This is a genomic window from Sphingopyxis sp. Soil_C_28 (genome assembly GCF_057657055.1).
Window position 1 is genome coordinate 768,953 of record NZ_JBDGJE010000001.1, and the last position, 24,491, is coordinate 793,443.

Genomic DNA, 24,491 nt, shown 5'->3' on the forward strand with positions numbered 1-24,491 from the left:
AAGGAGAGGATCTGCAATATGAATGGAGTTGCAGAAGTCGCGCGCGCGGCGCGCAAGGTCACAACGCTGGCGGAACTGACGCCGAGCCAGATCGAAGCGATCCGCAAGATCCCCGCCGAAAAGGACGCGGTGATCGTGCCCTTTGGCGCGACACGTCCCAATGCCATCTTTACCGGCCGCGAGCGGTTCGAACTCGAACAGGAAAAAATCTTCCGTCGCTATCCGGTGCCCGTAACCGTGTCGGCGCTGCTCGAAACCGGCAGCATCATGGCAAATGACAGCTATGGTTTTCCGATGCTGGTTTCGCGCACGCGGGACGGAACGATCAAGGCGTTTATCAACGCATGTCAGCACAAGGGCTCGAAGCTTCTCGAGGATTGCGCGGTCCACAAGCAGGGGCGGGTAACCTGTCCCTATCACGCCTGGACCTATGGCATCGACGGCAAGCTGATCGGTGTCTCGCGCAGCGAAGCGTTCGAGGATTTCGACAAGAGCAAACGTGGTCTCGTCGAACTTGAAGCGCGCGAGTGGGGCGGCATTGTCTATGTCCAGCTCAATCGCGACATTCCCGCCGACTGGCCGCAGCTCTCGCAGCAGGTCGCTGATGATTTCGATGCGATCGGCATCCCGTCGGCGCATGTCTATGGCCGCAAGACCTTTGATCTCAAAGCGAACTGGAAGGTCGTGCTCGAACCTTTCCTCGAAGGCTATCACGTCCAGCGGCTCCACGCCGCGTCGATCGGCGACCGTTTTCAGGACGCGCCGAATATCGTCGACATGTTCGGCCCGAACATCCGTCAGGTGTCGGGGCGTATCGGCTATGTCCCCGAAATGCTCGACGAAGACCCGGCGACGAACGTCCACAAGCTGGTAACGCATGCCTATACGGCTTTCCCCAACTGTGTCGTGGTAACGAGCCAATATTATACGAGCGTGATGCTGCTGATGCCGCGCGATGCCGATCGTACGACAGTCGAATATTTCATGCTGACCCCCGAGGTTGCATCAACGCCAAAGGCCGAAGAAGTGTTCGCGCGCTCCTATGAGCTGATCCTGGGCGTCTTCGGCGGCGAAGATTTTCGCGCCGCCGAGATCAGCCAGCAGGGGTTGAATGCGGGCGTGCCCGAAGAAACCGTTTATTGCGGGCTCGAGACGAACATCGTGCGCTATTATGAAGCGATCGAAGCGCTTCTGTGATGACGGAACCGGCAAAGACCGGATGGAGAGGGATTGATGGCGCAGACCTTGCCGAGCGCAATGGATTGGTGGGCGCGAATGCGGCCCGAGCAGCCGGCGGTGGTGCTTGGCGGCGACCGGCTGAGCTATGGCGAATATAAGGCGTGGTCCGACCGGGTTGCCGCGATGCTCGAAGCCGATGGCCTCCAGCCGGGCGACCGCGTCGCGATCTGTTCGACGAACAGCCTGGCCTATTGCGCGTTGCTGATGGGCGTGATCCGGGCGGGCGGGATCGTCAATCCAGTCAATTTCCGTTTCACCCCGCGCGAAATTCGCGAGCTGTGCGAAACGACTGAGCCGCGCTTCACCTTCGCCGCCGCCGATTTTGAAGCCAATGTCAGCGCAGCGGGGCTGACCCCGCGGCCGATGGCCGAGATCGAGACACTGCGACAGGGCGCGCTCGTTACGCCGGCGCATGATCCGCAATCTGACGCGCCGGTGGTCATCATTGCGACGAGCGGGTCGACCGCGAAGCCCAAAGGCGTCGTCTTCACCAATCGTTCGATGACCGCCTATGCCGCCTGCTGGTCGCTCGAAGAAACCTCGTCGTCGGCCGGCGCCCGGATCATCAGTCTCGCGCCGCTCAACACGTCGGCGGGCTTTGTCCAACTCATCCATTACACGACGCAGGGTTGCACCATCTTCATGGAGCCGGTCTTCGCGCCCGACGCGATCCTGCAATTGCTGCAGGATGAGAAGATCAGCTGCTTCGGCGCGGTGCCGACATTCTTTGAGGCAATCGCACGCTGCCCCGGCTTTGCCGATGCCGACCTCTCGTCGATCCGTCTCGCGACCGCGGGCGGCGCACGCGTCAGCCGCCAATTGCTTGATGCCTATAAGGCGAAGGGGATCACGATCCGACAGATATACGGCCAGACCGAGGTCGGCGGGAATGTTACGATGATGCCCGAGCATCTCGCGCTCGAAGAGCCGGAAAAATGCGGTTGGGGTGGGATCTTCATGGCGGTGCGTGTCGTTCGTCCCGACGGCAGCGACTGCGATCCGGGCGAAGCCGGCGAGATTGTCATGCGGTCGCCGGGAATGATGCAGGGCTATTGGCGGAACCCCGAAGAGACGGCGAAAGCGATCCGCGATGGCTGGCTGTGGTCGGGTGACATCGGGACGCTCGACGAACGCGGGCTCCTCACCTTTGTCGACCGGATGAAGGATTTGATCATTTCGGGCGGGCTCAATATCTCGGCTGCCGAAGTCGAGCGCGTCGTGTGCGAGTTTCCGGGCATCGTCGAGGCGCTGGCGATCGCGGCGCCCGATCCGAAATTCGGCGAGACGCCCTTCATCGTCTATCATGCCGCGGCGGAAATCGACGTCGCGGCGCTGATCGAGCACTGCAACATCAATCTCTCAAACTATAAGGTGCCGCGCTACGTCGCGTTCTCGGCCGACCCGTTGCCGCGCCTTGCCACCGGAAAATTGTCAAAACCCGCCGTGCGCGAGCTGTACGCCGACGCGCATCAGACGATGGATCGCGTGCGATGAGGAACAAGACATGACCGCCCCGAAGTTGGCCATCGCGCCGGTACCGCCGCATATTTCGGAGGCCCTTGTCTTCGACTTCGATATCTATGCCGATCCACGGATCAGCGAGGATGTTCAGGGCAGCTATGCGGCGGCGCTGACTGATGCACCCGACATTTTCTGGACGCGGCTTAATGGTGGGCACTGGATCGTCAAAAGCTTTGACGCGATCAGCAAGGTGGTCCTCGATCCGGAGCATTTTTCGGTCCGCGAAATGCAGATTCCGCGTGTCGAAAACCCGCCCTTCTTCATTCCGCTCAGTCTCGATCCGCCTGAAAATCTTCCCTATCGCAGGGCGATGATGCCGATGTTCGGGCCGAACGCGATCAAGGCGCTCGAACCGCGTATTCGCGAATGGGCGGTCCAGCTGGTCGACGCGGTCGTTGCGAAGGGTGCGTGCGATTTCCAGGCCGATCTGGCGAAACTGTTTCCGGTTAGCGTGTTCATGGAACTGATGGGAATGGATCTGTCGCGCCTCCACGACTTTCGGCATCTCGCCGAGGCCTTTTTCTCGGCGCAGAATGACGAAGCTGAGATGGGGCGCCTCAGCGCTGCCATCCTCGGCGAGATGAAGGCGCTGATCGAGACGAAAAAGGCTGCGCCCGATGACAAATTGATGTCGCACTTCATCAGCGTCGATATCGACGGCCGGACGATGAGCGACGACGAGATTCTCGCGATGAGCTTTGTGCTCTTCCTCGGCGGCATGGACACCGTCACCAACGTCACCGGCTTCGCTTTTCAGCAGCTGGCGCAAATGCCCGATGTGCAGGCGCGGCTCGCCGCCGATCCGTCGTTGATCCCGGCTTTCGCCGACGAAGCCGTCCGCCTCTACGGGGTGGTCAATACCCCTCGGCTGGTCGTTCAGGATCAGGCGATCGGCGACGCGCAGTTTCGCGAAGGCGAGATGGTGTTGAACATTCTTTGCCTCGGCAGCCGCGATCCCGCAAAGTTCGAGGCACCCAATGCATTTGATCTGGATCGCAAGAAGACCTCGCACCTGACTTTCTCGTCGGGTCCGCATCTTTGCGTGGGGCATGTTCTTGGGCGCGCCGAACTGCGGATCCTGACCGAAGAATGGGTGAAGCGTGTGCCGGCGTTCCGCGCGACACCGGGCGAACGACATGCCTTCCGCATCGGCACCGTGATGGCGATCGACACATTGCCGATCGAGTGGACGGTGGCGGTCTGACCATGCAGGTAAATGACGGCGCCGACGCGCCCTATTGGAACCGATTGGCCGAAGGTCGCCTGCAGCTGCCGCGATGCGCAGGTTGCGGCGAGTGGATGTGGCCCGCCATGAGTCGCTGCAGCGCGTGCGCCAGCGAAGACATTGAGTGGGTGCAACGCGAAATGCGTGCGACGATCTTTTCGTGGACCCGCACCTGGCACCGCTTCGGCTTCACCGAAAGTATCGATCTGCCGTTCATTTCGATCGTCGCAACGGTCGACGATTGCGGCATCCGGTTGCTCGGCAGGCTGGACGATCCCGATCAGATCGATCCTCTCATCGGTCAAGCGATCGTCGGGCGCATCGGCGCGACGCGCGTCGAAGCGCGTGACATTCCCACCATCATCTGGAGCCGCGGCTGATGCACCCGCTATATGGAAGTACCGCCGTCGCGGGCATCGGGATGCGCCAGTATAAGCGCGGTACCGCGCCGATGCCCGAGCAGGGCGTGCTGGTCGAGGCCATTCTTGCCGCCTGCGCCGATGCGGGTTTCGACCCTGCCGAGGTCGATGGTTTTGTCTCCTACGGCGACGACAAGAATGAGCCGGTCCGGCTGATGCCAGCGCTCGGCACGCGCGAACTCAAATGGTCGAGTGTTGTTTGGGGCGGCGGCGGCGGCGGCGTGGCGGGCGCTTTCGGACTGGCAGCAGCAGCCATATTATCGGGGCAGGCGAGCGCAGTGATCGTGTTCCGCGCGCTGGTCGAAGGATCGAGCGGGCGATTGTCGGCGGCGGTGATGGCGCATCACCTCAACGACCATATGCTGGCGGCGGGCATTGTCGCGCCCGCGCAGGTCTGCGCGATCCGTGCCAACCGCATGTATGAACATCATGGCGTGCCGACATCGGTCGCCGAGGAACTGGTTCGGGCGTCCTATTATCACGGCGCGCGAAACCCCGAAGCGGTCGCCTATGGAGCCGAATTCGATCTTGAGGAGATGCGAAGCTCGCGCTGGATCGCCGAGCCGTTCCGCCTGTACGACTGCAGCCGCGAGAATGACGGCGCCGCAGCCTTCCTCATGGTGTCAGCCGCGCGCGCGCGCGATCTTGCGAAACGGCCCGTCTATCTGCTGGGCTGCGCGAATGGCGCCGAAAAAGGGTGGGGCGATCTCCTCGAGAATGACGATGAGGCGCTTTATCCGACTGCGGGGTTCCGCCCGATCGCACGGCGCCTCTACGCCGATACGGGGCTCTCGCCTGCCGATATCGACGTCGTCCAGCTTTACGAGAATTTCAGCGCGCAGGGCGTCGCTTCGCTGATCGACCACGGCTTTTGCACTTACGAGAATGTCGCCGAGGTCGTTCGCTTCGACAATCTGATCGCGCCGGCCGGAAAGCTCCCCGTCAACACCGGCGGCGGCAATTTTGCGCAAGGCTTCATCCACGGCATCGGCACCGCCTACGAAGCCGTGAAGCAGCTCCGCGGGGAATCCGCAAACTCCGTTCCCGATGCCAAAACCTGTTTGCTCGCCGGAGGGCCGGGTGCGCCGACGGTCAGTTCAGCGATCTTCGCAAACGAAATCCCGTAGTCGAGCGCCCTGGTCGAGCGCCCTAGTCGAGCGATTTTCCGATCGAATCCGAAGCGATGCGCTCGCGCACGCCGACGAGGAACGACCGAAGCGATTCCACGAACAATTGCTCGTCGTCGAAAGGATTTGCCTCAATCGCTTTTGCGAGGCTCGGATATTTCTCGCCATCGACGGCCGGCATCGGATCGATCCCCCGCGCGCGCGCCGACGCCTCGAACAGCGCGGCGCCGTAGGTATATTTCTCGACCGCGTCGATCACCGTCATCTGGATCGCGGGCGGATAGGGCTCTTCTGACGCTGCCCGGTTATAGGCGGAAAGCAACATATGCCGGGGAAAGTATCGCAAAATCAGCGGGGCGGCGCTGGGGTGCTTGAGCAATGTCTGGCGCGTCGCGACGCAGCGCGCGATGATCTGCTCCTCGAACGACTGGCTCGTAGCACTGACTGCAGGCATCTTGACCAGCATGATGCGCGCGACTTCCTGCAGCAGCTCCGACTTGTCCTTGAAGTGATGATAGAGCGACGGCGGGCGCACGCCGATCTTCTTGGCGACGAGGCCGAGGCTCAATGCCTCGAGCCCATGCTCGTCGATCACGGCAAGGGCCGCTTCCGCTGCGTTGGCGCGGGAGATCAATGGTTTCGACGGTCGTGCCAAATGGATGTCCTCTGTTTTCGTCCCTCATGGCAGCAGGGGAGCGCGAGTGCCAGCCTAAAAGGGTTCGGTTTAGGTCAGCGCAGCATGATCCCGCCATCCACGACGATGCTCTGGCCGGTAATGTAGGATGCCTGCGGCGAGGCAAGAAACAGCGCGGCGGCAGCGACCTCGGCGGGCGTTCCAAAGCGTCGCAGCGGGATTGCGCGCAACGTATTGCCCGCTTTGCGTTCGTCGGCCCGCACACCAGCCGTCATCCGCGTTTCGATGAAACCGGGCGCGACGAGATTCACGCGGACTCCGTCGCGCGCCCATTGATCGGCGACCGCGCGGGTGAAACCCAGCAGGCCGGCTTTGCTCGCGGTATAGGCCGGCGCATATCCGATCGCGACAAAGCTGGCGACCGAGCCGACGTTGACGATCGAACCGCCGCGTTCGCGCAGGATCGGGTGGAAAAGATAGCAAAGCTCGGCGGCGGCATTGAGATTGACCTCGATCACCTGGCTATAGCCCGTCATCGAAAATTCGTCGGGATGCGACTGGCCCGCATTGTTCACGAGGATGTCGATGGAGCCCGCCGCCTCGACCAAAATGGCGCGATCATCGGGTTGGTCGAGGCGCGCGCGCAGATAGGTGAAACGCGAGAGATCATCTTCATAGTCGGTCGCGCTTTCGCGCGTTCCGCTGACAATCACCTCGGCGCCACTGTCGACGAAGGCCTCGGCGATGCCGAGGCCGATGCCCTGCGTGCCGCCTGTGACAAGTACGCGTTTGCCCTGAAAATCGAAACGGATCATCGACACTCTCCCAATATCTTAAATCTATTGACGTTAGATAACGGGAGGCGCAGTCTTTTGGCAAGCAGGAGAGAAATTATGGCGAGCGATTTGCAGCGCAGGACTTTTGTCGCGCGCGATGGCGTGCGGCTCGTGGGCGATTGGGGCGGCGATCCGCGCGCGTCGGCAGTAATCCTTTTGCACGGCGGCGGGCAGACGCGCCATAGCTGGAGCCGTGCGGTCACGCGGTTGCTCGCGGAAGGGCTGCAGGTGATCAACTATGATGCGCGCGGGCATGGCGAGAGCGACTGGTCGTCCACGGGGGCGTATCAGCTGGCCGACCGTGCCGACGATCTTGCGACCGTCGTTGCCGGTCTCGACGTGCCCTTCATCCTCGTCGGCGCCTCGCTGGGCGGGGCGACATCGATCGTGGCTGTCGAACGGGGGCTGCGTCCCGCGGGGCTGGTGCTCGTCGATATCGTGCCCGAACCCGACCCGCGCGGGATCGAGCGGATCGTGTCCTTCATGCGTGGCAATCCCGACGGATTTGCGACTGTCGACGAGGCGGTGGTGGCGGTCGGCGCGTATAATCCGCAAAGGTCGGCGTCGCCTGACAGTGCCGGAATGATGAAAAATCTGCGCGAGGGCGCTGATGGAAGGCTGCGTTGGCATTGGGATCCGCAAATCATCGCGGACGCGCCTGAGCATCATCACGGCGTGGTTCAGAAGGCGGCGCAAGCGCTGGCGGAGCTTCCTAATTTGCCGGTACTTCTCGTCCGCGGTCTTGCCAGCGATGTGGTCAGCGACGCCGGGATCGAGACGTTCCGCCGCGTCTTGCCGCGGCTCGAATTGCTCGACGTCGTCGGTGCCGGCTATATGGTCGCAGGCGACCGAAACGATGCCTTTAACAATGGCGTAATCGCTTTTTCTCGACGCGGGCTTGCTACCATGGTGTAAAGGATGTGGTGATTAAGATATTGTATTAGATATATAAAATATGTTCAGGCGAAAACCTTACGGCGTTAATTTTAGCGATTGACTTTAAATCTAATAAGAATAGGTTATTCGGCAAGGCCGCAGATGATGGCCCACATTTTGGAGAGGACCAGTCATGGAACGCCGTGCTTCGTTTCGCGCTATTCGCTACGCCTGTCTCGCCTCGGTCATCGCCGTCGCAGGGGCCGCGTTTCCGGCGCATGCTCAGACCGCCGCAGCCGATGCTGCGCCCATCGCCGAAGATAGTGCGTCGGCGCCCGCCGATGGCGAAATCATCGTTACCGCACGCCGCCGCGATGAGCGCCTGATTGACGCACCTGTCGCGATCACCGCGCTCGGCGGCGCCGCGCTCGACAATTATGCGGTTACCGATTTCAGCGACATGGCGTCGCTCGTCCCGACGATGGTCGCGGGCAAGGCAGCCTCGGGTTCCTCGGCCAGCATCTTCCTGCGCGGCGTCGGTTCGACCGCGCTCAGCGCTGGTTTCGACCAGTCGGTGTCGTTCGTGGTCGACGGCATGCCGATGAGCCGCGGTCGCGAGATCGGGCTGAGTCAGTATGACGTTCAGCGCGTCGAAGTGCTCAAAGGTCCGCAGGCGCTCTTCTTCGGCAAAAACGCAACCGGCGGTCTGATCGCGGTGACGACGAACAGCCCGCGCGACGTGTTCGAAGCGGGCTTCAAGGCCGGGTACGGCTTCGAGGCCAAGGAAAAATATGGCGAAGGCTATATCTCGGGACCGCTCGCCGACGGGCTGCGCGCGCGTCTGGCGTTTCGCGTTTCAGACAGCGAAGGCGCCTTCACCAACACGGCGGCGCTGACCTATCTCGATCCGCTCGGCATGGAGCGCCATCGCAACAGCAAGCATCGCGGTGGCGGTCGCACCTACAGCGGCCGCGCGACGGTCGAATGGGACGCGACGGACAATCTGACTTTCCAGGTCAAGACCGGCTATACCGATCAAAAGGACGGCGGTCCGACCGACATCGTTGAGCGGATTTGCGGTGGCGGCAGGACGACACCCTTCGCGGCCAATGGCATCCCGCCCAGCCCGAACGCCGATTGCCGCATCGATGGTGGCTCGGACAGCTCGACAATCCCGCTCGCGGTTGCACAGGCCAATTACCGCTACGCCGGCGACGGGCACATGTATTCGCGGCTTAAATCGGGTTACGGCATATTGACGGCAACGCTCGAAAGCGACGTTTTCGACGTGACCTCGATCACTTCCTATTATCGCTTCAAGCAGACCGACCTCAACAATGTGTCGGGTGAGGCGTATCCCGCGACCTTCTCGCAGTTGGCCGATTATCGGCAGACGTCGGAAGAGCTCCGCTTCCAGTCGAAGTGGGACGGTTCGGTGAACGTGCTGTTCGGCCTGTTCGCGTCGAGCAACAAGTTCATCTTCAACACCGACGCCTATATCTTCCCGGTGCCGATCAGCCCGGTGACGAACACCTACACCACGTTCAAGCGCGACAATGGTTTTTCGGGCAGCTCGATGTCGGCGTTCGGCGAAGTGACGGCGAATGTCACCGACTCGATCGAACTCGCGGGCGGCGCGCGCTGGAGTTATGAATCGCGCGACAGCTATCAGACGTCGCAGCCTGCGCATCTTGCCTTTGCCGGTGCCTTCCCGGCGGGGCTGCGCCTCGACGACCGTTACCGCGAAACCGATGTGTCGCCGCAGGTCACGCTGCGGTACAAACCCTCGCGCGACCTGACCTTTTACGCAGCCTATAAGGAAGGCTTCAAATCGGGCGGCTTCAACATTTCGCAGACGCTGACGCCCGCGGCGACCGTGGCGGCTGGCGAATTCGGTGCCGAACGGGCGCGGGGCGGGGAGCTGGGTGCGCGCGCCATATTGATGGGCGGCGCACTCTCGCTCAACGCCACCGCTTATTATTACGACTATCTCGACCTGCAGGTGCAGAATTTCGACCCGGTCACGATCGGCCAGGTGGTGGCGAACGCCGGTACGCTTCGCGTGAAGGGGATTGAGGGCGACTTCAACTGGCGCTCGGGCGGCTTCTCGCTACGCGGCGCGGCCGCTTTCAACGATGCGTCATACAAGGACTATATCGGGCAATGCTATGGTGGTCAGACCGTCGCGGCGGGCTGCCACCTGCTGGCTCCGACGCCCGGTGCAGCCTTTACGAGCCAGGATTATGACGGCCGCACGCCGCCCAAGGCGCCGCGCTTCGCCGGACGTCTTGGCGCAAGCTATGATGTCCCGCTGACCGCTTCGGGCTGGACGCTGAAATTGTCGAGCGACGTCAGCTACACCGGCAAATATAATTTCACCGATACGCTGCGGCCCGATGGGGTGCAAAAGGCCTATACGAAAATCGACGCAGCGGTGCGTGTAAATGGCCCCGATGACCGCTGGACCCTCGGCGTCATCGGCCGCAACCTGACCAACAAGCTGGTGGTCACTGCGGCAAATGACATCCCGTTTGCCGGTGGTACGGGAACGGGCGCAGCGGGGCCGGGCGTGCTCGCCGACATGTCCGCCTTCGTCGACAATCCGCGCGAAATCCTTGTCGAGGTCGGGTTCAAGTTCTGACCGGACGGCCGCGTAGCGGTTAGCCGTATCATCTCAGCGCCGCGTTTCTGTTACCATCGGCAGGATCGCGGCGTCTCAGTTCCCTTTCCGCAGCCAAGCCGGAGGGCCTGTTTTCGCCGTGTCCCTTGCAGGATGCAGGCTTCGCAAACCGCAAAGAAGCATGGAACAATCGATGCCAAAACTGATCGTCGTGACGCGCGACGGGACCGAGCATGAGATCGAAGGCGACACCAGCCTGACGATAATGGAGAATATTCGCGACGCCGGCTTTGACGAGTTGCTCGCGCTGTGCGGCGGTTGCTGCTCGTGCGCGACTTGCCACGTCCATGTCGAAATCAAAGATACCGGATTGCTGCCAGCAATGAGTGACGACGAGAACGACTTGCTCGATTCGACGGCCGATCGCGGCGACAATTCGCGTCTATCCTGCCAATTGCCGTTCAGTGACGCGCTGAACGGCCTGCGTGTTCGGATCGCCGACGAGGATTAAACCCCGAACATGTCGGTCTGGAAAGCGGCTGCTGCCCGCGCATCGACACTCACACCGGACTGTCGCGGCCAATCGCTGCCATCCGAATCTGCATATGACGCTAGGTCCGCTTTCCAAAATTTCTCTTCAAAAGCGGACGGTCTCCAAACGGCCATTCAGCGCCGGCGGCCTCGCGGGATTTCCGGACAATGAAATGACCGGAATACCGAGGGAAATGGACCATTAACCCTTGTCTGCCATTGCAATGCGTTAGTCGAAATCGAGAGTCTGCGCTGTGCCGAATTTTGCGTCTTTCCCGACCTTAGGCAGTGTGATGAATGACCGTTTTCGCGGGCATGCAGACCGGGACTTTTCTGTGTGGGGAGAATGTTACGCATATACGCAAGCATGCGATGTCCCGGCCGATGCGCAAAATGCATGGATAGGTCGGCAAAAGCTTAACTATCGGGGCATTGTTGGACGGCAGAACTTACGCCACCTGATCAGCGGAAATGTCGATCAGCCATTCCTGAACGAAATTGGCAGTCTCGTCGGTCTCGATCGGCTTGAGTTGGAGTGGCCGATGGTCGCCAAAGACCTTAGCCCGCTGCTGGCCCTGAAAGGCCTGACTTTCCTGAGCATTGATAGTCCACGACATATCTCGGACTTTCGAGTTTTGCTCGAGCTTCCGGCGCTTCGCACGCTGATCATCACCAATCCAAAGAAAATGGCCGATTTAGGCTGGCTTGCTGATGCGCACCATCTTGAGGTCATCGGCATCGAGGGCGGAATTCTGACCCCATATAATATTCCCACTCTTGAGCCGCTCTCGGGACTACGTTCGCTGCGCGCCTTTCTCGGCGTGTCAACGAGGCTTGCAGACCAAAGCCTTGAACCTTTGATAAATTGCCCGCGCCTTGAGTATCTTGGCATCGCCTGCGTCGCGCCTCAGCCCGAATTTGATCGGCTCAAGAACGCAAAGCCAAACCTTATTTGTGATTGGTTCAGACCTGAAATGTGGGCCGCTCTTCGAACAGCGCGAATTTAGCGATGTGGAGCCGAATAGTCTTTTGTCGTCTCCGAAGGGCGTTCGACGGTGGGAGGCCGGAGCGGTGAGCGCGCGGATGATATTCACATCACACTGGACCGGCCGAATGGGCAGCCATGGAACACACTAGGCGCAACCTGGTGATCGGCGGCTCCATTTTTGGAGTCTTTGCCCTCGGCGGGCTGCTGCCTTCTGCCTGTGCCTTGCTTCAGATCGCGAAAAAGCCAGCGATGCCGATGGGCAGCATCCCCAAGCGGCCAGAGGGCGAAGCGAAGCCGATGCTGGAGGAAGACATTGCTCCGGTGCTCGCGCGTCTCGACGCTTGGTATGGCCCCAATCTGGCAGCCGATAAATATATGTTCAATCCACCGGCCACTGATGCGGATATCGATGCCTTTGAACGGCTTGTCGGTTTGAAGATGCCGAATTCGTATCGCCAGCTTTACAAGTGGCATGATGGCGAGAACGATGATCGCTGGGGTCACATCTACGGACTTCCGCTGCTGTCGCTCAAACACGCAGTGGCCGATTGGAAGTCTTGGGCGAGCACATTGGTCGGGTTTGCAGGCAATCGTTACGCCGTCCCAGGCGGAGCTTGGCCCGAAGGCGCAGTGGATCCAGCTTATATCAATCCTAGTTGGATACCTCTGACCAATGACAGCTCTAGCAATCATGTTGGTCTCGACTTTGACCCGTGGCCCGGCGGCCGGGTTGGTCAAGTGATCCTCTACGGGCGCGATGAAGATGTGAAGGTCGTTCTCGCGGAATCCCTCGGTCAGTTTCTCGAATGGATCGCTGGATTGCTAGAGGGGGGCAATTTCCGATTGGGTGCGGCAGCCGACGAGGTCGTGTTGCGGCAGTTCAGATTGAAAGAACCGCGCGTAGACCACTTCCATGAAGGGGCGCGAATAATTTTAGGCGCTCCCGGCCAGTTCTTGTAATAAGCCATGGGTCGCATCCCAAGAAAAGACTGATAGCAATAGCCGCAGCATTCATAGGTAACGTCGCCGGCTTGGAACGGGGAATTTAGGGTCTGGCCATGCAACCAATTCCAACGAATGCCAAAGAAGCCTTAGCAATCTATACTGATCCCAATTCAGAGGATTGGGAGCGCGATTACGCCGCGAAACTGATTGGCGGATTGAAAGAGGGTCGGGATGCTCTGTTCGCGACTGCTGGGGACGACAATGCAGATGGCATGCTTCAACAGCGGGCGGCGGAATGCTTGTCATATGCGTGGCGTGACCTAGGCGTCCTTATGTCTGCGGATATATCGGGATTCACATCGACGGCGCTCCAAGAGATTCTGTTTCAGCGGGGGAGGGTCCACCATTCCGCGTATGAACGTCTGCATCACATGAATTCTCGCCGATAGCGGCCTTGCGGCAAGCGGCTATAGTCGGCAAGCTCCCGAATTGTTCACCGCTGCTCGATATACACAGCATACCGCAGGTGGCTTGCATCACTTTCTCGATGGTTCACAATCGACCCGGTGGAAATTCTTAGTCAGCCAGCCCATTCGGCCGTCCGCCGTTTTGTTCGCTCTTTCGGACAGCGTCGCGTCTCGCTGACGGGCGTGAATGTTACAACACCGCTCGCAGCCCGGCCCGACCAATTTATCGAATTCTATCTTGGCGAACGCTACCAGATCAGCATGGAGGAGGGGCCCTCGTCGCTCGTGCCGAAGACGGCCGTCGTCGGTCCGCAGACCCGGCCCGGATTACGATTGCACATGAGCGGCGAGATCGAGGTCTTCACCATCCGGTTTCAGCCGACCGGCTTTCATCGGCTGTTTGGGGTCTCCATGCCGGAACTTGCGGACCAAGGGCTCGCGATTACCGACCTGTTAGGTCGGGTCGCGATCGGTCTCGACGATGCGGTCCGCTGCGCTCATAGTTTCCAAGACCGCGTAAGGGCAGCACAGCATTGGCTGCAGTCGCGCTCCGAGAAGAGCAGCAAAACGAGCCGGCTCGATTATGCGGCGCGGCTCCTTGTTGCCGCGCGAGGACGGGCGCGAGTCGATGCGATCGCCGACCGCTCAGGTTTGAGCCTGCGTCAATTTCAGCGCCGTTTCGCCGCCGAAGTTGGCGTTGCACCGAAATTCTATGCCCGCACGCTGCGGCTTGAGGCAGCGCTCTTAGCGAGACGTCGGTTTCCGGAGCGCAGCTGGGCGGCCATCGTGCATGACGCGGGCTATGCCGATCAGGCGCATTTCATTCGTGATTGCCAGCTGCTCGCGGGCGCAACGCCGACGACTTTTGTATCCCAATCGTCGGGCGTGGCAGAAATGTTCAATTCCGAAACGGCGTGATCCCGTAACCGACGGTCTTGAACGGAGGCCAATATGAAAAGGCGCGAACTATGCGGTGCAATTTTGGCGGGATCGGCTCTGATGGTCGGAGGGACGGCGATGGCTGCTGAAGAAACGCTGGCTTACAAGGCTGACAAGGCCATCAACGCTTGGATCGATGCGTGGAACCGCGAAGACCTCGATGCGATGTTCGCACTGTTCACGCCCGACGCGCATTGGGTCAATATCGTCGGCATGCACTGGCAGGGCCGTGATGCCGTAGAAAAAGCCCACCGCGTTTATTTCGACATCATGTTCCGCGGCGTTAAACAGCGATTGCTGGCCACGGAAAGTCTCACCCCCCTGCCTGGGGGCGGGGTGGTCGTGGTTGTTCGCCTCGCTGTCGATGCGTTCCGGCAGCCGAATGGCGTCGTCAAGCCGCCCAGCGAAGACCGGCTGACGCTGATTATGGTTCCGCGCGGAAGCGATTTGGCAATCGTCCACGGCGCGAACGTTGCCATCGTTGCCGAAGCGCAGCAGCACGATCCGGTGCTCAGAAAACCGTAGGACCGCTTACAGATGCGCGGCACTACAACGGTGTTTGCTGGCAGGAACGCCGTCATGCCATCAGGAAGCGCGTACCGACATAAGGCCGGATTACCTTTGAGGGCATCTGCCGAAGGGCCTCTTCGATGAAGACCTCACCGGTGCAGTGCATCGGGACCATATAGTCGGGATTGATCACCTTGAACGCCGCGACGGTCTGCCGCGCCTCCTCCTCAGTGCGCGGGCGCACGAGATGAAAGCCGCCGATCACCATATGAACCTTTGAAATGCCGCTGATCGTCTGCGCGCGCCGGACAGAATTGAGGACGCCGCGATGACTGCATGATGCGATCACCACCAGACCAAGCCCATTGACAGCATAGCAAGTGGCAAGCTCATGCTCGCCGTCGTCAGTGACTTCGGCGAGATCACGCTTGTCACTGCGCAGCCCGGCCCGCTCGCAGCCGGTTCCGGGCCGCATCCGCGTCGGGATCGCCGTGCGCTCTGACGTTTCGAGCGGGATGATACCGGTCGTGAACGCCTGATCGGCGATGATCTGAGGTGCTGGTGCGATGCGGACCTCGAATCCGGCTTTGGTCAGCGCCGCGCGATCGAGCACGCCCATCACCGGCGGTGGATCACCGATCATAGCGACCCGCTCGCAGAAAGTTTCCTCCCCGCCTACATAGAGCGGTAGCGGACCGCCGCGTTTTCCAGCGCTGCCGGTAAGAGCAGAAAAGCCGCCATAATGATCAAGATGGCCATGGCTTAGCACGGACGCGTCGATGCTCGACGCATCGATAACCAGCATCCCCATATTGTGGGCGAGGACCTCAGCCGTGTATCCGAAGTCGACGAGCACTCGGCGCGACACGTCTCCGACGCGCGAGTCCGCAAGCAGCGACAGCCCAAACTCCCCCATCAAAGCCTTCTTCGACATGCGCGCGTAGCCAGGGGGGCTTCCATTGCCGGCGCGCAGTACCTTTAGACCGGGAAGGTCTAGATCGGGAAGAAAAGGTCCGAATGTACCGCTGTCGGTGAGAACGGTCAGCGTGAGCGAGCCGACGACCGGCACTCGGAAGTCGGCATCCTTTGCACGTAGCGGCAAGCCGGACATCGCGGCCGCCCCGATAGCCCCTGCCAGCATCGATCGGCGTGTGAATGGTCCCAGAGCCTCGGCTTTCATCTGCGCCTCCGAATTTTTCCGAACGCTAACCTATTGGCCGCCCGATTCCTACGGATATGAAGTTCGCCGTGCGACTGACCGGCAAGAAGATTGCGTAGGGATCGGGCGCTATGATGAGGGTCGGCTCAAGACCAGCAATGTCAGATTTCTCCTCATCGCGATCCGAAGCGCCTGTTCGCGATCGGCCGCTTCGAGAACTCATTTCAGCTAATCTAGCACGCAAAATTTTGAGTTTGCATGCGATCACAAGCTTTCAAGGAGCGGAACAAAATTGGCAACGATGGCAGACCGCGCGGCGGACTGCGCCAACAAAAGGTCGTGTCCTAGCACCCCGGCCGCATCGCCCAGAGCCGTGTCGCCGAAAAATCCGGCCGTTCCGGCGAGGCGGTGCAGGTCGTCGAGAAACTTGTCCCACTCGTCGTCGGAGGCGGTCGTCGAGGTGGCCAACCATGTCGCTTTTTCAAGTATTTCCGCCCTGCGCGCGCGATATTGCTCGTGCAATGTGTCGGGCAGGTCGGCGTCGGCCGCTTCACCTGACAGTTCCAGCGCCTTCGCGCCGCCGCGGCCGAACTGCGCGATCGCGTCGGTCAAAGCCGATGCGGAAATCGGCTTGCTCAAATGATGCTGCATGCCCGCCTCCCGGCAAGCGGCAATGTCGTCTGCATAGGCGTTTGCCGTCAGCGCGACGATCGGTAGCCGTTCGGCATCGAAACCCATTTCGCGAAGGCGCCGGGTTGCCTCGAGACCATCCAGCACGGGCATCTGCACGTCCATGAACACAAGATCGAACGGCCGCTCCCCCGATGCACGGTCCTCGATGGCCCCGATGGCTTCCATCCCATTGGAGGCAATGACGATCTGGTAACCGAGCTGGGCCGCCATGGCCCGCATCAGGGCCTGGTTGATGTCATTATCCTCGGCTACCAGGATCAGCGGAGCCTGGTCGCTCTGGCGCGAGGCCTCGCTCGCCGTCGGGGCGTTCGTGGGCAGCGGCGCATCCGCTTCGGCGGCACTGAGCGGCAGGCGAACCGTGAAGGTCGATCCCGACCCTTGAACGCTGTGCACGTCGATCGAACCGTGCATCAACCCGACCAATTGGCGGGTGATCGAGAGGCCGAGTCCCGAGCCGCCAAACCGGCGGGCGATCGACGTGTCTTCCTGCGCAAAAATGTCGAAGATCGCGCTGGCCCGCTCGGGCGCTATTCCGATTCCGCTGTCAGACACTTCGATCTGAAGTTCGGCGCCCACTTTTTTCGCGTCGACGCTGACGGCGATCGCGACATGGCCATGATCGGTAAATTTGATCGCGTTGCCGATCAGGTTCAGCAGGATCTGGCGAAGCCGAAGCGGGTCGCCGACGATCCTGTCCGGAACCTCGTCGGATACTCTTGTCCGAACTTCGAGGCTCTTTGTATGAGCGCTGGGCTCCATCAACCGGACGACCCCGCGGAGCAGGTGCCTAAAATCCAGAATCTCGGCCGCGATCTGCATTTGGCCGGCCTCGATCTTCGAGATGTCGAGGATGTCGTTGAGCAAGCGCATCATCGTGCGTCCGGAATCGGCAATCATGTCCACCTGCTGTCGCTGCGCGGGAGCGAGATCGCTGGCCTGCAACAGTTCGGTAAATCCGATCACGCCATTCATCGGAGTCCGGATTTCATGGCTCATATTGGCGAGAAAGGCCGATTTGGCGACGGCCGCCTGCTCCGCCCGCCCGCGCGCATCGCGCAGTTCCGCTTCCAACTGCTTGTTCGCCGAAACGTCGCGGAGCGATGCGATGATCTCGCGCGGAAGGTTCGTCGCCGGATCGCGGAGCAGGGCACAATGCGCTTCCATCCAGCGGTAACGGCTACGATCGAGCGGCGAGGCCGAGCGGAAGGCGATCAAGGCGCGATCGGTCGTACCCTCGGCCAGCGCGTCAAATTGCGCGCGGACACGCGCGTCATCGTCGGGGTGGAATTCTGCGATCATATTCTGGCCGACGAGGACCTCGGGCGGAAGCTCGAACAATTCCTTGGACGACGGCGACGCATAGAGACATTCGCCGCTGAGCGTCAGGCGCAATATGGCGTCGGTAGCGTTGTCAGCGAGCAGGCTCAGTTCGGCCTCGCGGTCGGCGAGCGCTTCGAGCGCGGCGCGCCGATCGGTGATATCGAGCACGACGCCGATATAGCCCCGCGTGGTGCCGTCCGGACCCAGTTCGGGGCGACCCACGGCATCGAGCCAGGCCGTTGCGCCATCAGGGCGGATCCAGCGAAACTCGGAGCGAAACTCGCGTTTTCCGACGACAGCCCTGGTCCATTCGGAAACGATGCGATCGCGATCATCGGGATGGATCGCCCGCTGCCACGCATCGCCCTCCCACTCGTGCTCATCGAGACCCGTCATGCGGAGCCAATCCGGGTTAACATAGGTCATGCCGCCGTCGGCGTTGGCGCGGAAGATTCCCGCGGGTGCAAGCTTCGCGAGCGCCTCATATCGGCGCTCGCTGTCCGCTAGGCGTTCGGCAGCCAAGCGCTGCTCGGTGATGTCGATGATAACGCCGATAAAGCCGGTGACCCGCCCCTCATCGTCGAATTCCGCCGTGTTTACCGTCTCTACCCAAAGGTCAGCATCGTCGGCGCCGCGAAAGCGTGCGATGCGTCGCTTGACGTCTCCGGGCCCTTCAAAGCCCTGCCACGGCGGATCGGCAAGAAAAGGTGTCACATCGGCAAGTGCTGACATCCAGCCGTGGCCAAGCGACTGCTCGAGCGTTAAGCCGACCTTTGCGCACCAAGCGGCGTTGACATAGGTGAGCTTCCCTTCGGCGTCGGCGCGAAAGATTCCAACAGGCGCGGCTTCGGCCATGCGGCGAAAGCGCGCCTCGCTCTCGGCCAATGCGCGCTGCTGCAATACAAGGGGGGTGACGTCGCGGATGTTGCCGCTCGTTCCCAGGAAGCGTCCGTCGGCATCAGCGAGCCGTCGCACGCTGACTTCGATATGCGACCATTCACCATCGCGGCGCTTGAATCTCTGCCGCAGCGTGGCTTCTGCAATCGTGCCGGACGCGAGGTCGGGGTAGACATTTCGTGCCGCCTCGATGTCGTCGGGATGAAGCAAACGCGCCGTCCGCCAGCCAATGCTTTCCGCCACGGCGTATCCGGTGAATGCCTCCCAGGCCGGATTGAGAAAGGTCCAGCGACCCTCGGCGTCGGTCTGGAACACCACTTCGCGCATATTGTCGAGGATCGACCGATTGCGCGCTTCGCTCGCGGCTAGTGCGCGAACAGCTTCGGCGCGGCTTTCGAGAACCGCCGCGACGGGCAGGCTCATGGCAAAATTGACCGCCAGAAAGGCTTGGAGCACATGCAATCGGTCGGTGAGGTCGCCGTGGACCAGCGCGATCGGACCCATATCGCGCGCGGTGGCCACCGACGCGACCACGGCGACGAGGATGGTTGCCGCGGTCGCGCCGAGGCCGCCAAGCCGGAACGCCGCGATCAACACGACGGGCGTCGCGAGGAACAGCAGCGGAAATCGGGCTTGGGAGAAGAGCATGGTGACGACGAACAGCCCGCCGCCCATGATCGCGAGCCATTCGACAATATCCTGGCGCGATGGGCGTGTGCGGTGCTGCCAAGCGCGCATTGTCACCCAGATCGCGGGCGCCACGATCAGCAGTCCCAAGGCGTCGGTGAGCGCCCACCCCAGCCAAAGAGCGATGAACGAAGTGCCCGGCGCGCCAAGGATCGATGCCGCGATCAAGGCGCTCGTCGCTGGGGCGAACAGCCCGATTGCGATAAAGGCGACCAGATGATCGAAGCGCAGCATGTCGGGCCGCGCGAGACCTTGCCGCCGCATGATGTGACAGACGATTCCCATTTCGACGCTGTTGACGAGACTGAGCGCGGCAGCGCGGAAGGGAGGGTCGCCAGCAGCCAGGTTGGCGACGATGTTGGCGGCGCAGGCGGCGGCGATCTGAAACGGGTCGGCGCGGCCCTGGCGCAGCATGAAGGCGACGAGCACCGCGTTCGGCAACCAGATAGCCGCTATGCGATGCTGATCGCGCGTATAGGTGATCGCGAGATATGCGAGGAGGCCGAATAGCAGCGCTAGCCCGAATATGCGCGCAAGTCGGACCACCGACATCGGCTGGGTCATGACCGGCGCGCCTGGTCGCCCCTGACTGGCGTTGGCGGCGACGCTGTGCCGTCCTCTTCCGTTGCCAGCATCGATGCCAAATCGTCCGCCGTTTCGCGGCGTTCATCAGTGAGCGGCCATTCGGTCTTGGTCTCGATTGCGCGCGTGAACCCGGTTCGCGGCACCGCCGCCCAGCTGCTGTCCTTGCGCAAATAACGCCACATGCCGCGCAGGCGAAACACCAGGTTTGCTTGGCGGTAGCCGAAATTCTCGACGAGCGCGGCAAGGACGATGCGCGCGAGATCGGCGGCGCTGGGCGTCCGCCGTAGCTGGCGTTCCTCGAGCGCGAGCGTCGCCACGCTGATCGCGGTGCCGAAGACGAAGGTCAGGCAAAGAAAGGCGATTGCCGTTTCCGGAGCCAGGATGCCGAGCCACCAGGCGATCGGGAAGACCAGATAGCCGATCAGCTCGAGTGGTGGGCCGAGGACATCCTCGATCACCATCAATGGCATTGCGATCGTGCCGATCCGTCCGTACCGCGGATTGCCGATCATCCGGCGATGGAAGGTCAGCGTTTCCAGCGCGCCCTGCTCCCAGCGCATGCGCTGATTACGCAATCCGCCAAGGGTTTCGGGCGCCTCGGTCCAGCAGACGATCTCGGGCACGAATTCGATCCGGTACGGGGTCTTGAGCTCGCGCATTCGGCGGTGGATGCGCGTCACGAGCTCGAGATCCTCGCCGACCGTGTCGTGACGATAGCCCCCGATATCCACGACAACCGACCGCTTGAAGATGCCGAACGCGCCCGAGATCAGCATTAGCATCCGAAAGTCGGCGTTTGCGACGCGCGCGGTCAGAAAGGCGCGCATATATTCGACCATCTGGAACCGCGGCAGCCATTTGTCCGAAATTCCGATCCGTTCGATATGGCCGCCGCGCACCTCACTGCCGTTGACGACGCGGATCGCCCCGCCCACCGCGACAAGGTCGCCGCCGTCGGTCATGAAGGGTTCGACGGCGCGGAGCAGCCCGTCGGGTTCGATGATAGAGTCCGCGTCGATCACGCAGACGAGCGGCGTCATCGCAAAACCGATACCCGCATTCGCGGCGTCGGCCTTACGGCCATTTTCCTTGTCGACCACCAGTAAATTGGGGTGGCGCCGTGAACCATAGACGCCGAGGATACGCGTCTGCTGGAGTGCGGCGAGCTGCTGGCGCTCGACAGGATGCATGTCGAAAGCCGCGAGCAGCTGGGCGAGGGTCGCATCTTTCGACCCGTCGTTGACCACGATCACTTCATGCTCGGGATAATGGAGCGCGAGGAGCGCCTGGACGCTGTCGACGATCGAAAGCTCCTCGTTGAATGCCGGCGCGACGATCGTCACCGGCGGTGCCAGATCCTGATATCGCGACCAGAGATCGACCGAATTTCGGGCGGGTTTGATGCGGCGGGCGAAGACGCGCGCAGCGCCGAGTAACTGCACGACCGAAACGCCATTGCGCAGCGAGATGACAATCAGGCTGAACCAGGCGAGCGCGAGAATCCCGCCGTTGACGGCGGCAGAAATCGGCGAAACTTCGGTCATTTGCGCAATCCGGTCACGGCGAAGGGTGCCGGCTGGTCGGGGCGCAATATGGCAAGCGCCTCGGCTGCGCGCGTGCGCACCCACCATGAGGAGTTTTCGACGAGCTTCGCGAGGATCGGGATCGCTTCGGTCAATCCGAGCTGGCCGCAGGTGCGCGTGGCCTGGACGCGCACATTGTCATCGGGGTCGAGGAGCAGGGGAATCGCCCAGTCGCGTACCCCGGGATGGCCAAGATGGCGAGCGGCCTTCAGGCTGGCGATCCGCGTTTCGGCCGTGGCCGCTCCCGCGAACAGGGCGAGATCGGGCAGCATCGCAAAGTCCTCGCTCCAGCCGAGTGCTTCGATGAGCATCGACTGCAACAGCCCCGACGGCACGTCGCGCGCGAGCGACACGATCTCGGCGGCATGGCGCGGTGCGCCCGCGCGAAAAATCGCAGCGTGAAGAAGGTTGGGCACCCGCGCTCGCAGGTCAAGCGCGTCGATGACCTCTGCGGGAGAGGGCGGCCGGCCGATCCGCGACAGCGTCGCAGCGGCCTCGGCGCGCGTAGGAGCGTCCGGATCGGCGGTCATCCGTTCGTGGATTGCCGACACCACTTGGTCTGACGGGAAACGTTCGAGGATATGCAGCGCGTCGATGCGGCGCGCGGCGCTGCGGCTGCGCAAGTCAGCCAGCGCGCGTTCGGGAATGTGCAATGCATCGGCGACGGCGAGGAGTCGCTCGCGGTCTTCGCCGCGAACCAGCTGGACGAGATGCGAGAACACGCGCTCGAGATCATCGGGATCCAAGCTTTCGGGCAATGTCATCGCGCGGCCGCGGCCCGCCGAGCCAAGGGCATTCATCAATTGCCGCGACAGGTCGCGATCGGCTTCAGCCTCATGTGGCGCCTTACGTTCGTCGAGCCGTCTGCGGATATAAAGAATCAGCACCGCCACCAGCGATAGGGCGGCGAACAGTAGCGACGCGCCGATCGCGAGATGCGCCGGATCGAGCAAAAGGGGGAATGCATCGATCAAAATCGAATGCTCACCGCACCGACGACACCGTTGCGGCGGTAGGTCTGCACGCGGCGATCATGTTCGTAAGTCACGCGAAGCGTTGCGCGCTCGCCCAGCGCTACGATGACGCCCACAAAGGCGGAGCGCGTCCGGCGCGTCACGCCGGCTTCCGTATCAGGATAGGTTGCGCCACCAGCGACGATCCGTAGGGCGTCGCTCGCTTGGAGCTCACCCCGCGCCGACCAGCCACTACGATAGCCGTCGTTCCACAGATTAATCGATTTCACCCCGAGCGCCCAGCGATCGTCGACGGCGTGCACGCGGATACCGGGTTCGATCGCGACGACTTGGGCGCCGCGATACTCCAGATAACGGAGATCGAGCGTGCCGCTTACGTGGCGAGCAATCGCGGCCTCGCCACCGGCCCGCACGCCCCACTGCTCGCGAAAATCGGAGCTCGGTGTCGACGAGATTGCGACATAGGCGTTGCCTGCTTCGCCAAGCCGCGCATCGGCGCGCAGCTCGATCCGCGTATCGACGATGCCTTCGCGGCTTTCGCGGTCGGCCGATGCCGTCACGGTGGTCTGCGGCGAGACTGGGATCGCCAGGCTCGCCGCGCTGCCGTACCAGGTCGCATTTCCACCGCGGTCGAACGCTACATCCGAAACGGACTGTGTGAGCGTCAGCGCGGGACGGCGTCCGTTACCAACAGGGCCGCGTCGCGCCTCAACAATCAAACTTTTCAGTTCGCCGATTTCCGGGTTGGACGGCTCGGCGTGTTCGACGGCGTCAGCAATTGCGGACGCATCGTCGAGGCGACCCGCCCACAGATAGGCGCGTGCGAGTGCCAGCGCGACGTCCTGATCGCCCGGGGCAATGGCACGCGCGCGGTTCAGCACTGCAATCGCGTCGTCATACCGGCCCGCGAAAGCGTAGGTCGATCCGAGCAGCCGCAAGATCGTTGCGTCGTCGGGCCGTGTCCGCATTTCCGCCTCGAGCAGCGCGATAGCCGTCCGATAATCGCCGGCCTCACGCGCCGCGAGGGCACGGTCTACGGGCGCGGAAGCTGGCTCGATTATGGCAGGCGGCTGCACGGCCACGAATATTGCCGCACAAAGCATGTCAAGATGTGCCATCGGTCGCCTGGGTTTTGTTCAATACGGCGCGCACGCGCAGGATGAATTCATCGGGGATGAAGGGCTTGGTCACATAGTCGTCGGCGCCCGACTGCAACGCTCCAACCACATCGTCGCGGGCCTTGCGGGCCGTCAGCATGATTACGGGAATTGCTGCCGTTTCGGCTTGGTTCTTTAAACGCTTGAGTGCTTGCGGTCCGGAGAGAACGGGCATCATCGAGTCGAGAATTAAAAGATCTGGCTGCTGGCTAATTGCGGCCGCGCATGCGGCTTCTCCATCGGTAACGACCTCGACGCGATGGCCCGCGGCTTCCAGCTTGAAGCGGACGAGTTCGCCGAGCAGCGGATCGTCGTCCGCCAATATGATAAAAGCCATGTGGATGCTCCTGATGCCGGAGCCAATATACTTAACGGCAATGGTCATATCGTTATCAAGCTTGGAATTATGCGACAGAGCGGTGTCACCATGCGCTCGGGGTTCGCGCCCAGCGCGAGCCAACCGCCGCGTTCAAGCTCATACAAGATCGTATACGGCGAGTGCGTCGGTTGACGTTGAGGAATCGCAGTCGCTGGCGGAAGGTACGAAATCTGGCGAACG

The 24,491-nt window shown here is 61.7% G+C and carries 20 protein-coding genes; 12 read left to right on the forward strand and 8 right to left on the reverse strand.

Features of this window, described 5'->3' with window-relative positions; translation table 11 throughout:
* The first annotated feature begins 18 nt into the window (after positions 1–18).
* Genes AC3A43_RS03540 through AC3A43_RS03560 form a run of 5 tightly spaced genes read left to right on the forward strand, consistent with a single transcriptional unit; the run spans position 19 to position 5,531 of the window.
* Positions 19–1,197 (forward strand): aromatic ring-hydroxylating oxygenase subunit alpha, encoded by a 1,179-nt coding sequence (locus AC3A43_RS03540; RefSeq protein WP_487791153.1) that lies wholly within the window; start codon positions 19–21, stop codon positions 1,195–1,197.
* A gap of 36 nt (positions 1,198–1,233) precedes the next feature.
* Positions 1,234–2,733 (forward strand): class I adenylate-forming enzyme family protein, encoded by a 1,500-nt coding sequence (locus tag AC3A43_RS03545; RefSeq protein WP_487791154.1) that lies wholly within the window; start codon positions 1,234–1,236, stop codon positions 2,731–2,733.
* A 10-nt stretch (positions 2,734–2,743) separates the two neighbouring features.
* Entirely contained in the window at positions 2,744–3,964 is a 1,221-nt protein-coding gene (locus AC3A43_RS03550) for a cytochrome P450 (RefSeq protein WP_487791155.1), read from the forward strand.
* 2 nt (positions 3,965–3,966) lie between these two features.
* Complete coding sequence (locus AC3A43_RS03555; protein ID WP_487791156.1) at positions 3,967–4,365, forward strand: Zn-ribbon domain-containing OB-fold protein; 399 nt, start codon at positions 3,967–3,969, stop codon at positions 4,363–4,365.
* Positions 4,365–5,531, forward strand: coding sequence for a thiolase C-terminal domain-containing protein (locus tag AC3A43_RS03560; protein ID WP_487791157.1), 1,167 nt, complete (start codon positions 4,365–4,367; stop codon positions 5,529–5,531). Before AC3A43_RS03555 ends, AC3A43_RS03560 begins: the two co-directional genes overlap by 1 nt.
* Before the next feature lie 22 nt (positions 5,532–5,553).
* Here the strand turns inward: AC3A43_RS03560 and AC3A43_RS03565 are convergent, their stop codons facing one another.
* Positions 5,554–6,186, reverse strand: coding sequence for a TetR/AcrR family transcriptional regulator (locus tag AC3A43_RS03565; RefSeq protein WP_487791158.1), 633 nt, complete (start codon positions 6,184–6,186; stop codon positions 5,554–5,556).
* A 74-nt stretch (positions 6,187–6,260) separates the two neighbouring features.
* On the reverse strand, positions 6,261–6,980 hold the full coding sequence (locus tag AC3A43_RS03570; RefSeq protein WP_487791159.1) for an SDR family NAD(P)-dependent oxidoreductase: 720 nt from the start codon (positions 6,978–6,980) through the stop codon (positions 6,261–6,263).
* 78 nt (positions 6,981–7,058) lie between these two features.
* Between AC3A43_RS03570 and AC3A43_RS03575 the strand changes: the two genes are divergently transcribed.
* The 7 genes from AC3A43_RS03575 (at position 7,059) to AC3A43_RS03605 (ending at position 14,892) form a co-directional block, all read left to right on the forward strand.
* Entirely contained in the window at positions 7,059–7,916 is an 858-nt protein-coding gene (locus tag AC3A43_RS03575; protein WP_487791160.1) for an alpha/beta fold hydrolase, read from the forward strand.
* Positions 7,917–8,070: 154 nt separating this feature from the next.
* Entirely contained in the window at positions 8,071–10,518 is a 2,448-nt protein-coding gene (locus AC3A43_RS03580) for a TonB-dependent receptor (RefSeq protein ID WP_487791161.1), read from the forward strand.
* A gap of 172 nt (positions 10,519–10,690) precedes the next feature.
* Entirely contained in the window at positions 10,691–11,008 is a 318-nt protein-coding gene (locus AC3A43_RS03585) for a 2Fe-2S iron-sulfur cluster-binding protein (RefSeq protein WP_487791162.1), read from the forward strand.
* A 313-nt stretch (positions 11,009–11,321) separates the two neighbouring features.
* Positions 11,322–12,035, forward strand: a complete 714-nt coding sequence (locus tag AC3A43_RS03590; protein WP_487791163.1) for a leucine-rich repeat domain-containing protein — start codon at positions 11,322–11,324, stop codon at positions 12,033–12,035.
* 140 nt (positions 12,036–12,175) lie between these two features.
* Positions 12,176–12,976, forward strand: a complete 801-nt coding sequence (locus AC3A43_RS03595) for an SMI1/KNR4 family protein (protein ID WP_487791164.1) — start codon at positions 12,176–12,178, stop codon at positions 12,974–12,976.
* Positions 12,977–13,527: 551 nt separating this feature from the next.
* Entirely contained in the window at positions 13,528–14,346 is an 819-nt protein-coding gene (locus tag AC3A43_RS03600; RefSeq protein WP_487791165.1) for a helix-turn-helix domain-containing protein, read from the forward strand.
* Between the two features lie 33 nt (positions 14,347–14,379).
* On the forward strand, positions 14,380–14,892 hold the full coding sequence (locus tag AC3A43_RS03605; protein ID WP_487791166.1) for an SgcJ/EcaC family oxidoreductase: 513 nt from the start codon (positions 14,380–14,382) through the stop codon (positions 14,890–14,892).
* Positions 14,893–14,944: 52 nt separating this feature from the next.
* On the opposite strand, the gene AC3A43_RS03610 is transcribed toward AC3A43_RS03605, so the two are convergent.
* The 6 genes from AC3A43_RS03610 to AC3A43_RS03635 form a co-directional block, all read right to left on the reverse strand.
* On the reverse strand, positions 14,945–16,057 hold the full coding sequence (locus AC3A43_RS03610; protein ID WP_487791167.1) for an MBL fold metallo-hydrolase: 1,113 nt from the start codon (positions 16,055–16,057) through the stop codon (positions 14,945–14,947).
* Between the two features lie 243 nt (positions 16,058–16,300).
* Positions 16,301–20,197 carry a PAS domain S-box protein gene (locus tag AC3A43_RS03615; protein ID WP_487791168.1) on the reverse strand — a complete coding sequence of 1,299 codons (3,897 nt, stop codon included), beginning with the start codon at positions 20,195–20,197 and terminating at the stop codon, positions 16,301–16,303.
* Positions 20,194–21,762, reverse strand: a complete 1,569-nt coding sequence (locus tag AC3A43_RS03620; RefSeq protein ID WP_487791169.1) for a glycosyltransferase family 2 protein — start codon at positions 21,760–21,762, stop codon at positions 20,194–20,196. Before AC3A43_RS03620 ends, AC3A43_RS03615 begins: the two co-directional genes overlap by 4 nt.
* The gene (locus AC3A43_RS03625; protein WP_487791170.1) at positions 21,759–22,775 is read right to left on the reverse strand and encodes a HEAT repeat domain-containing protein; all 1,017 of its coding nucleotides are present in this window, start codon (positions 22,773–22,775) and stop codon (positions 21,759–21,761) included. The genes AC3A43_RS03620 and AC3A43_RS03625 overlap by 4 nt, the downstream gene beginning before the upstream one ends.
* Positions 22,772–23,893 (reverse strand): tetratricopeptide repeat protein, encoded by a 1,122-nt coding sequence (locus AC3A43_RS03630; RefSeq protein WP_487791171.1) that lies wholly within the window; start codon positions 23,891–23,893, stop codon positions 22,772–22,774. Before AC3A43_RS03630 ends, AC3A43_RS03625 begins: the two co-directional genes overlap by 4 nt.
* A complete protein-coding gene (locus AC3A43_RS03635) occupies positions 23,880–24,317 on the reverse strand; it encodes a response regulator transcription factor (RefSeq protein WP_487791172.1) in 438 nt (145 codons plus the stop codon). The genes AC3A43_RS03630 and AC3A43_RS03635 overlap by 14 nt, the downstream gene beginning before the upstream one ends.
* Positions 24,318–24,491: the final 174 nt, after the last annotated feature.

Excerpts from the sequence above, each read along its gene's own strand:
- AC3A43_RS03540 (WP_487791153.1), top strand. The coding sequence starts at position 19 with ATGAATGGAGTTGCAGAAGTCGCGCGCGCGGCGCGCAAGGTCACAACG.
- AC3A43_RS03545 (WP_487791154.1), top strand. The coding sequence starts at position 1,234 with ATGGCGCAGACCTTGCCGAGCGCAATGGATTGGTGGGCGCGAATGCGG.
- AC3A43_RS03550 (WP_487791155.1), top strand. The coding sequence starts at position 2,744 with ATGACCGCCCCGAAGTTGGCCATCGCGCCGGTACCGCCGCATATTTCG.
- AC3A43_RS03555 (WP_487791156.1), top strand. The coding sequence starts at position 3,967 with ATGCAGGTAAATGACGGCGCCGACGCGCCCTATTGGAACCGATTGGCC.
- AC3A43_RS03560 (WP_487791157.1), top strand. The coding sequence starts at position 4,365 with ATGCACCCGCTATATGGAAGTACCGCCGTCGCGGGCATCGGGATGCGC.
- AC3A43_RS03570 (WP_487791159.1), bottom strand. The coding sequence starts at position 6,980 with ATGATCCGTTTCGATTTTCAGGGCAAACGCGTACTTGTCACAGGCGGC.
- AC3A43_RS03575 (WP_487791160.1), top strand. The coding sequence starts at position 7,059 with ATGGCGAGCGATTTGCAGCGCAGGACTTTTGTCGCGCGCGATGGCGTG.
- AC3A43_RS03580 (WP_487791161.1), top strand. The coding sequence starts at position 8,071 with ATGGAACGCCGTGCTTCGTTTCGCGCTATTCGCTACGCCTGTCTCGCC.
- AC3A43_RS03585 (WP_487791162.1), top strand. The coding sequence starts at position 10,691 with ATGCCAAAACTGATCGTCGTGACGCGCGACGGGACCGAGCATGAGATC.
- AC3A43_RS03590 (WP_487791163.1), top strand. The coding sequence starts at position 11,322 with ATGAATGACCGTTTTCGCGGGCATGCAGACCGGGACTTTTCTGTGTGG.
- AC3A43_RS03605 (WP_487791166.1), top strand. The coding sequence starts at position 14,380 with ATGAAAAGGCGCGAACTATGCGGTGCAATTTTGGCGGGATCGGCTCTG.
- AC3A43_RS03610 (WP_487791167.1), bottom strand. The coding sequence starts at position 16,057 with ATGAAAGCCGAGGCTCTGGGACCATTCACACGCCGATCGATGCTGGCA.
- AC3A43_RS03615 (WP_487791168.1), bottom strand. The coding sequence starts at position 20,197 with ATGACCCAGCCGATGTCGGTGGTCCGACTTGCGCGCATATTCGGGCTA.
- AC3A43_RS03620 (WP_487791169.1), bottom strand. The coding sequence starts at position 21,762 with ATGACCGAAGTTTCGCCGATTTCTGCCGCCGTCAACGGCGGGATTCTC.
- AC3A43_RS03630 (WP_487791171.1), bottom strand. The coding sequence starts at position 23,893 with ATGGCACATCTTGACATGCTTTGTGCGGCAATATTCGTGGCCGTGCAG.
- AC3A43_RS03635 (WP_487791172.1), bottom strand. The coding sequence starts at position 24,317 with ATGACCATTGCCGTTAAGTATATTGGCTCCGGCATCAGGAGCATCCAC.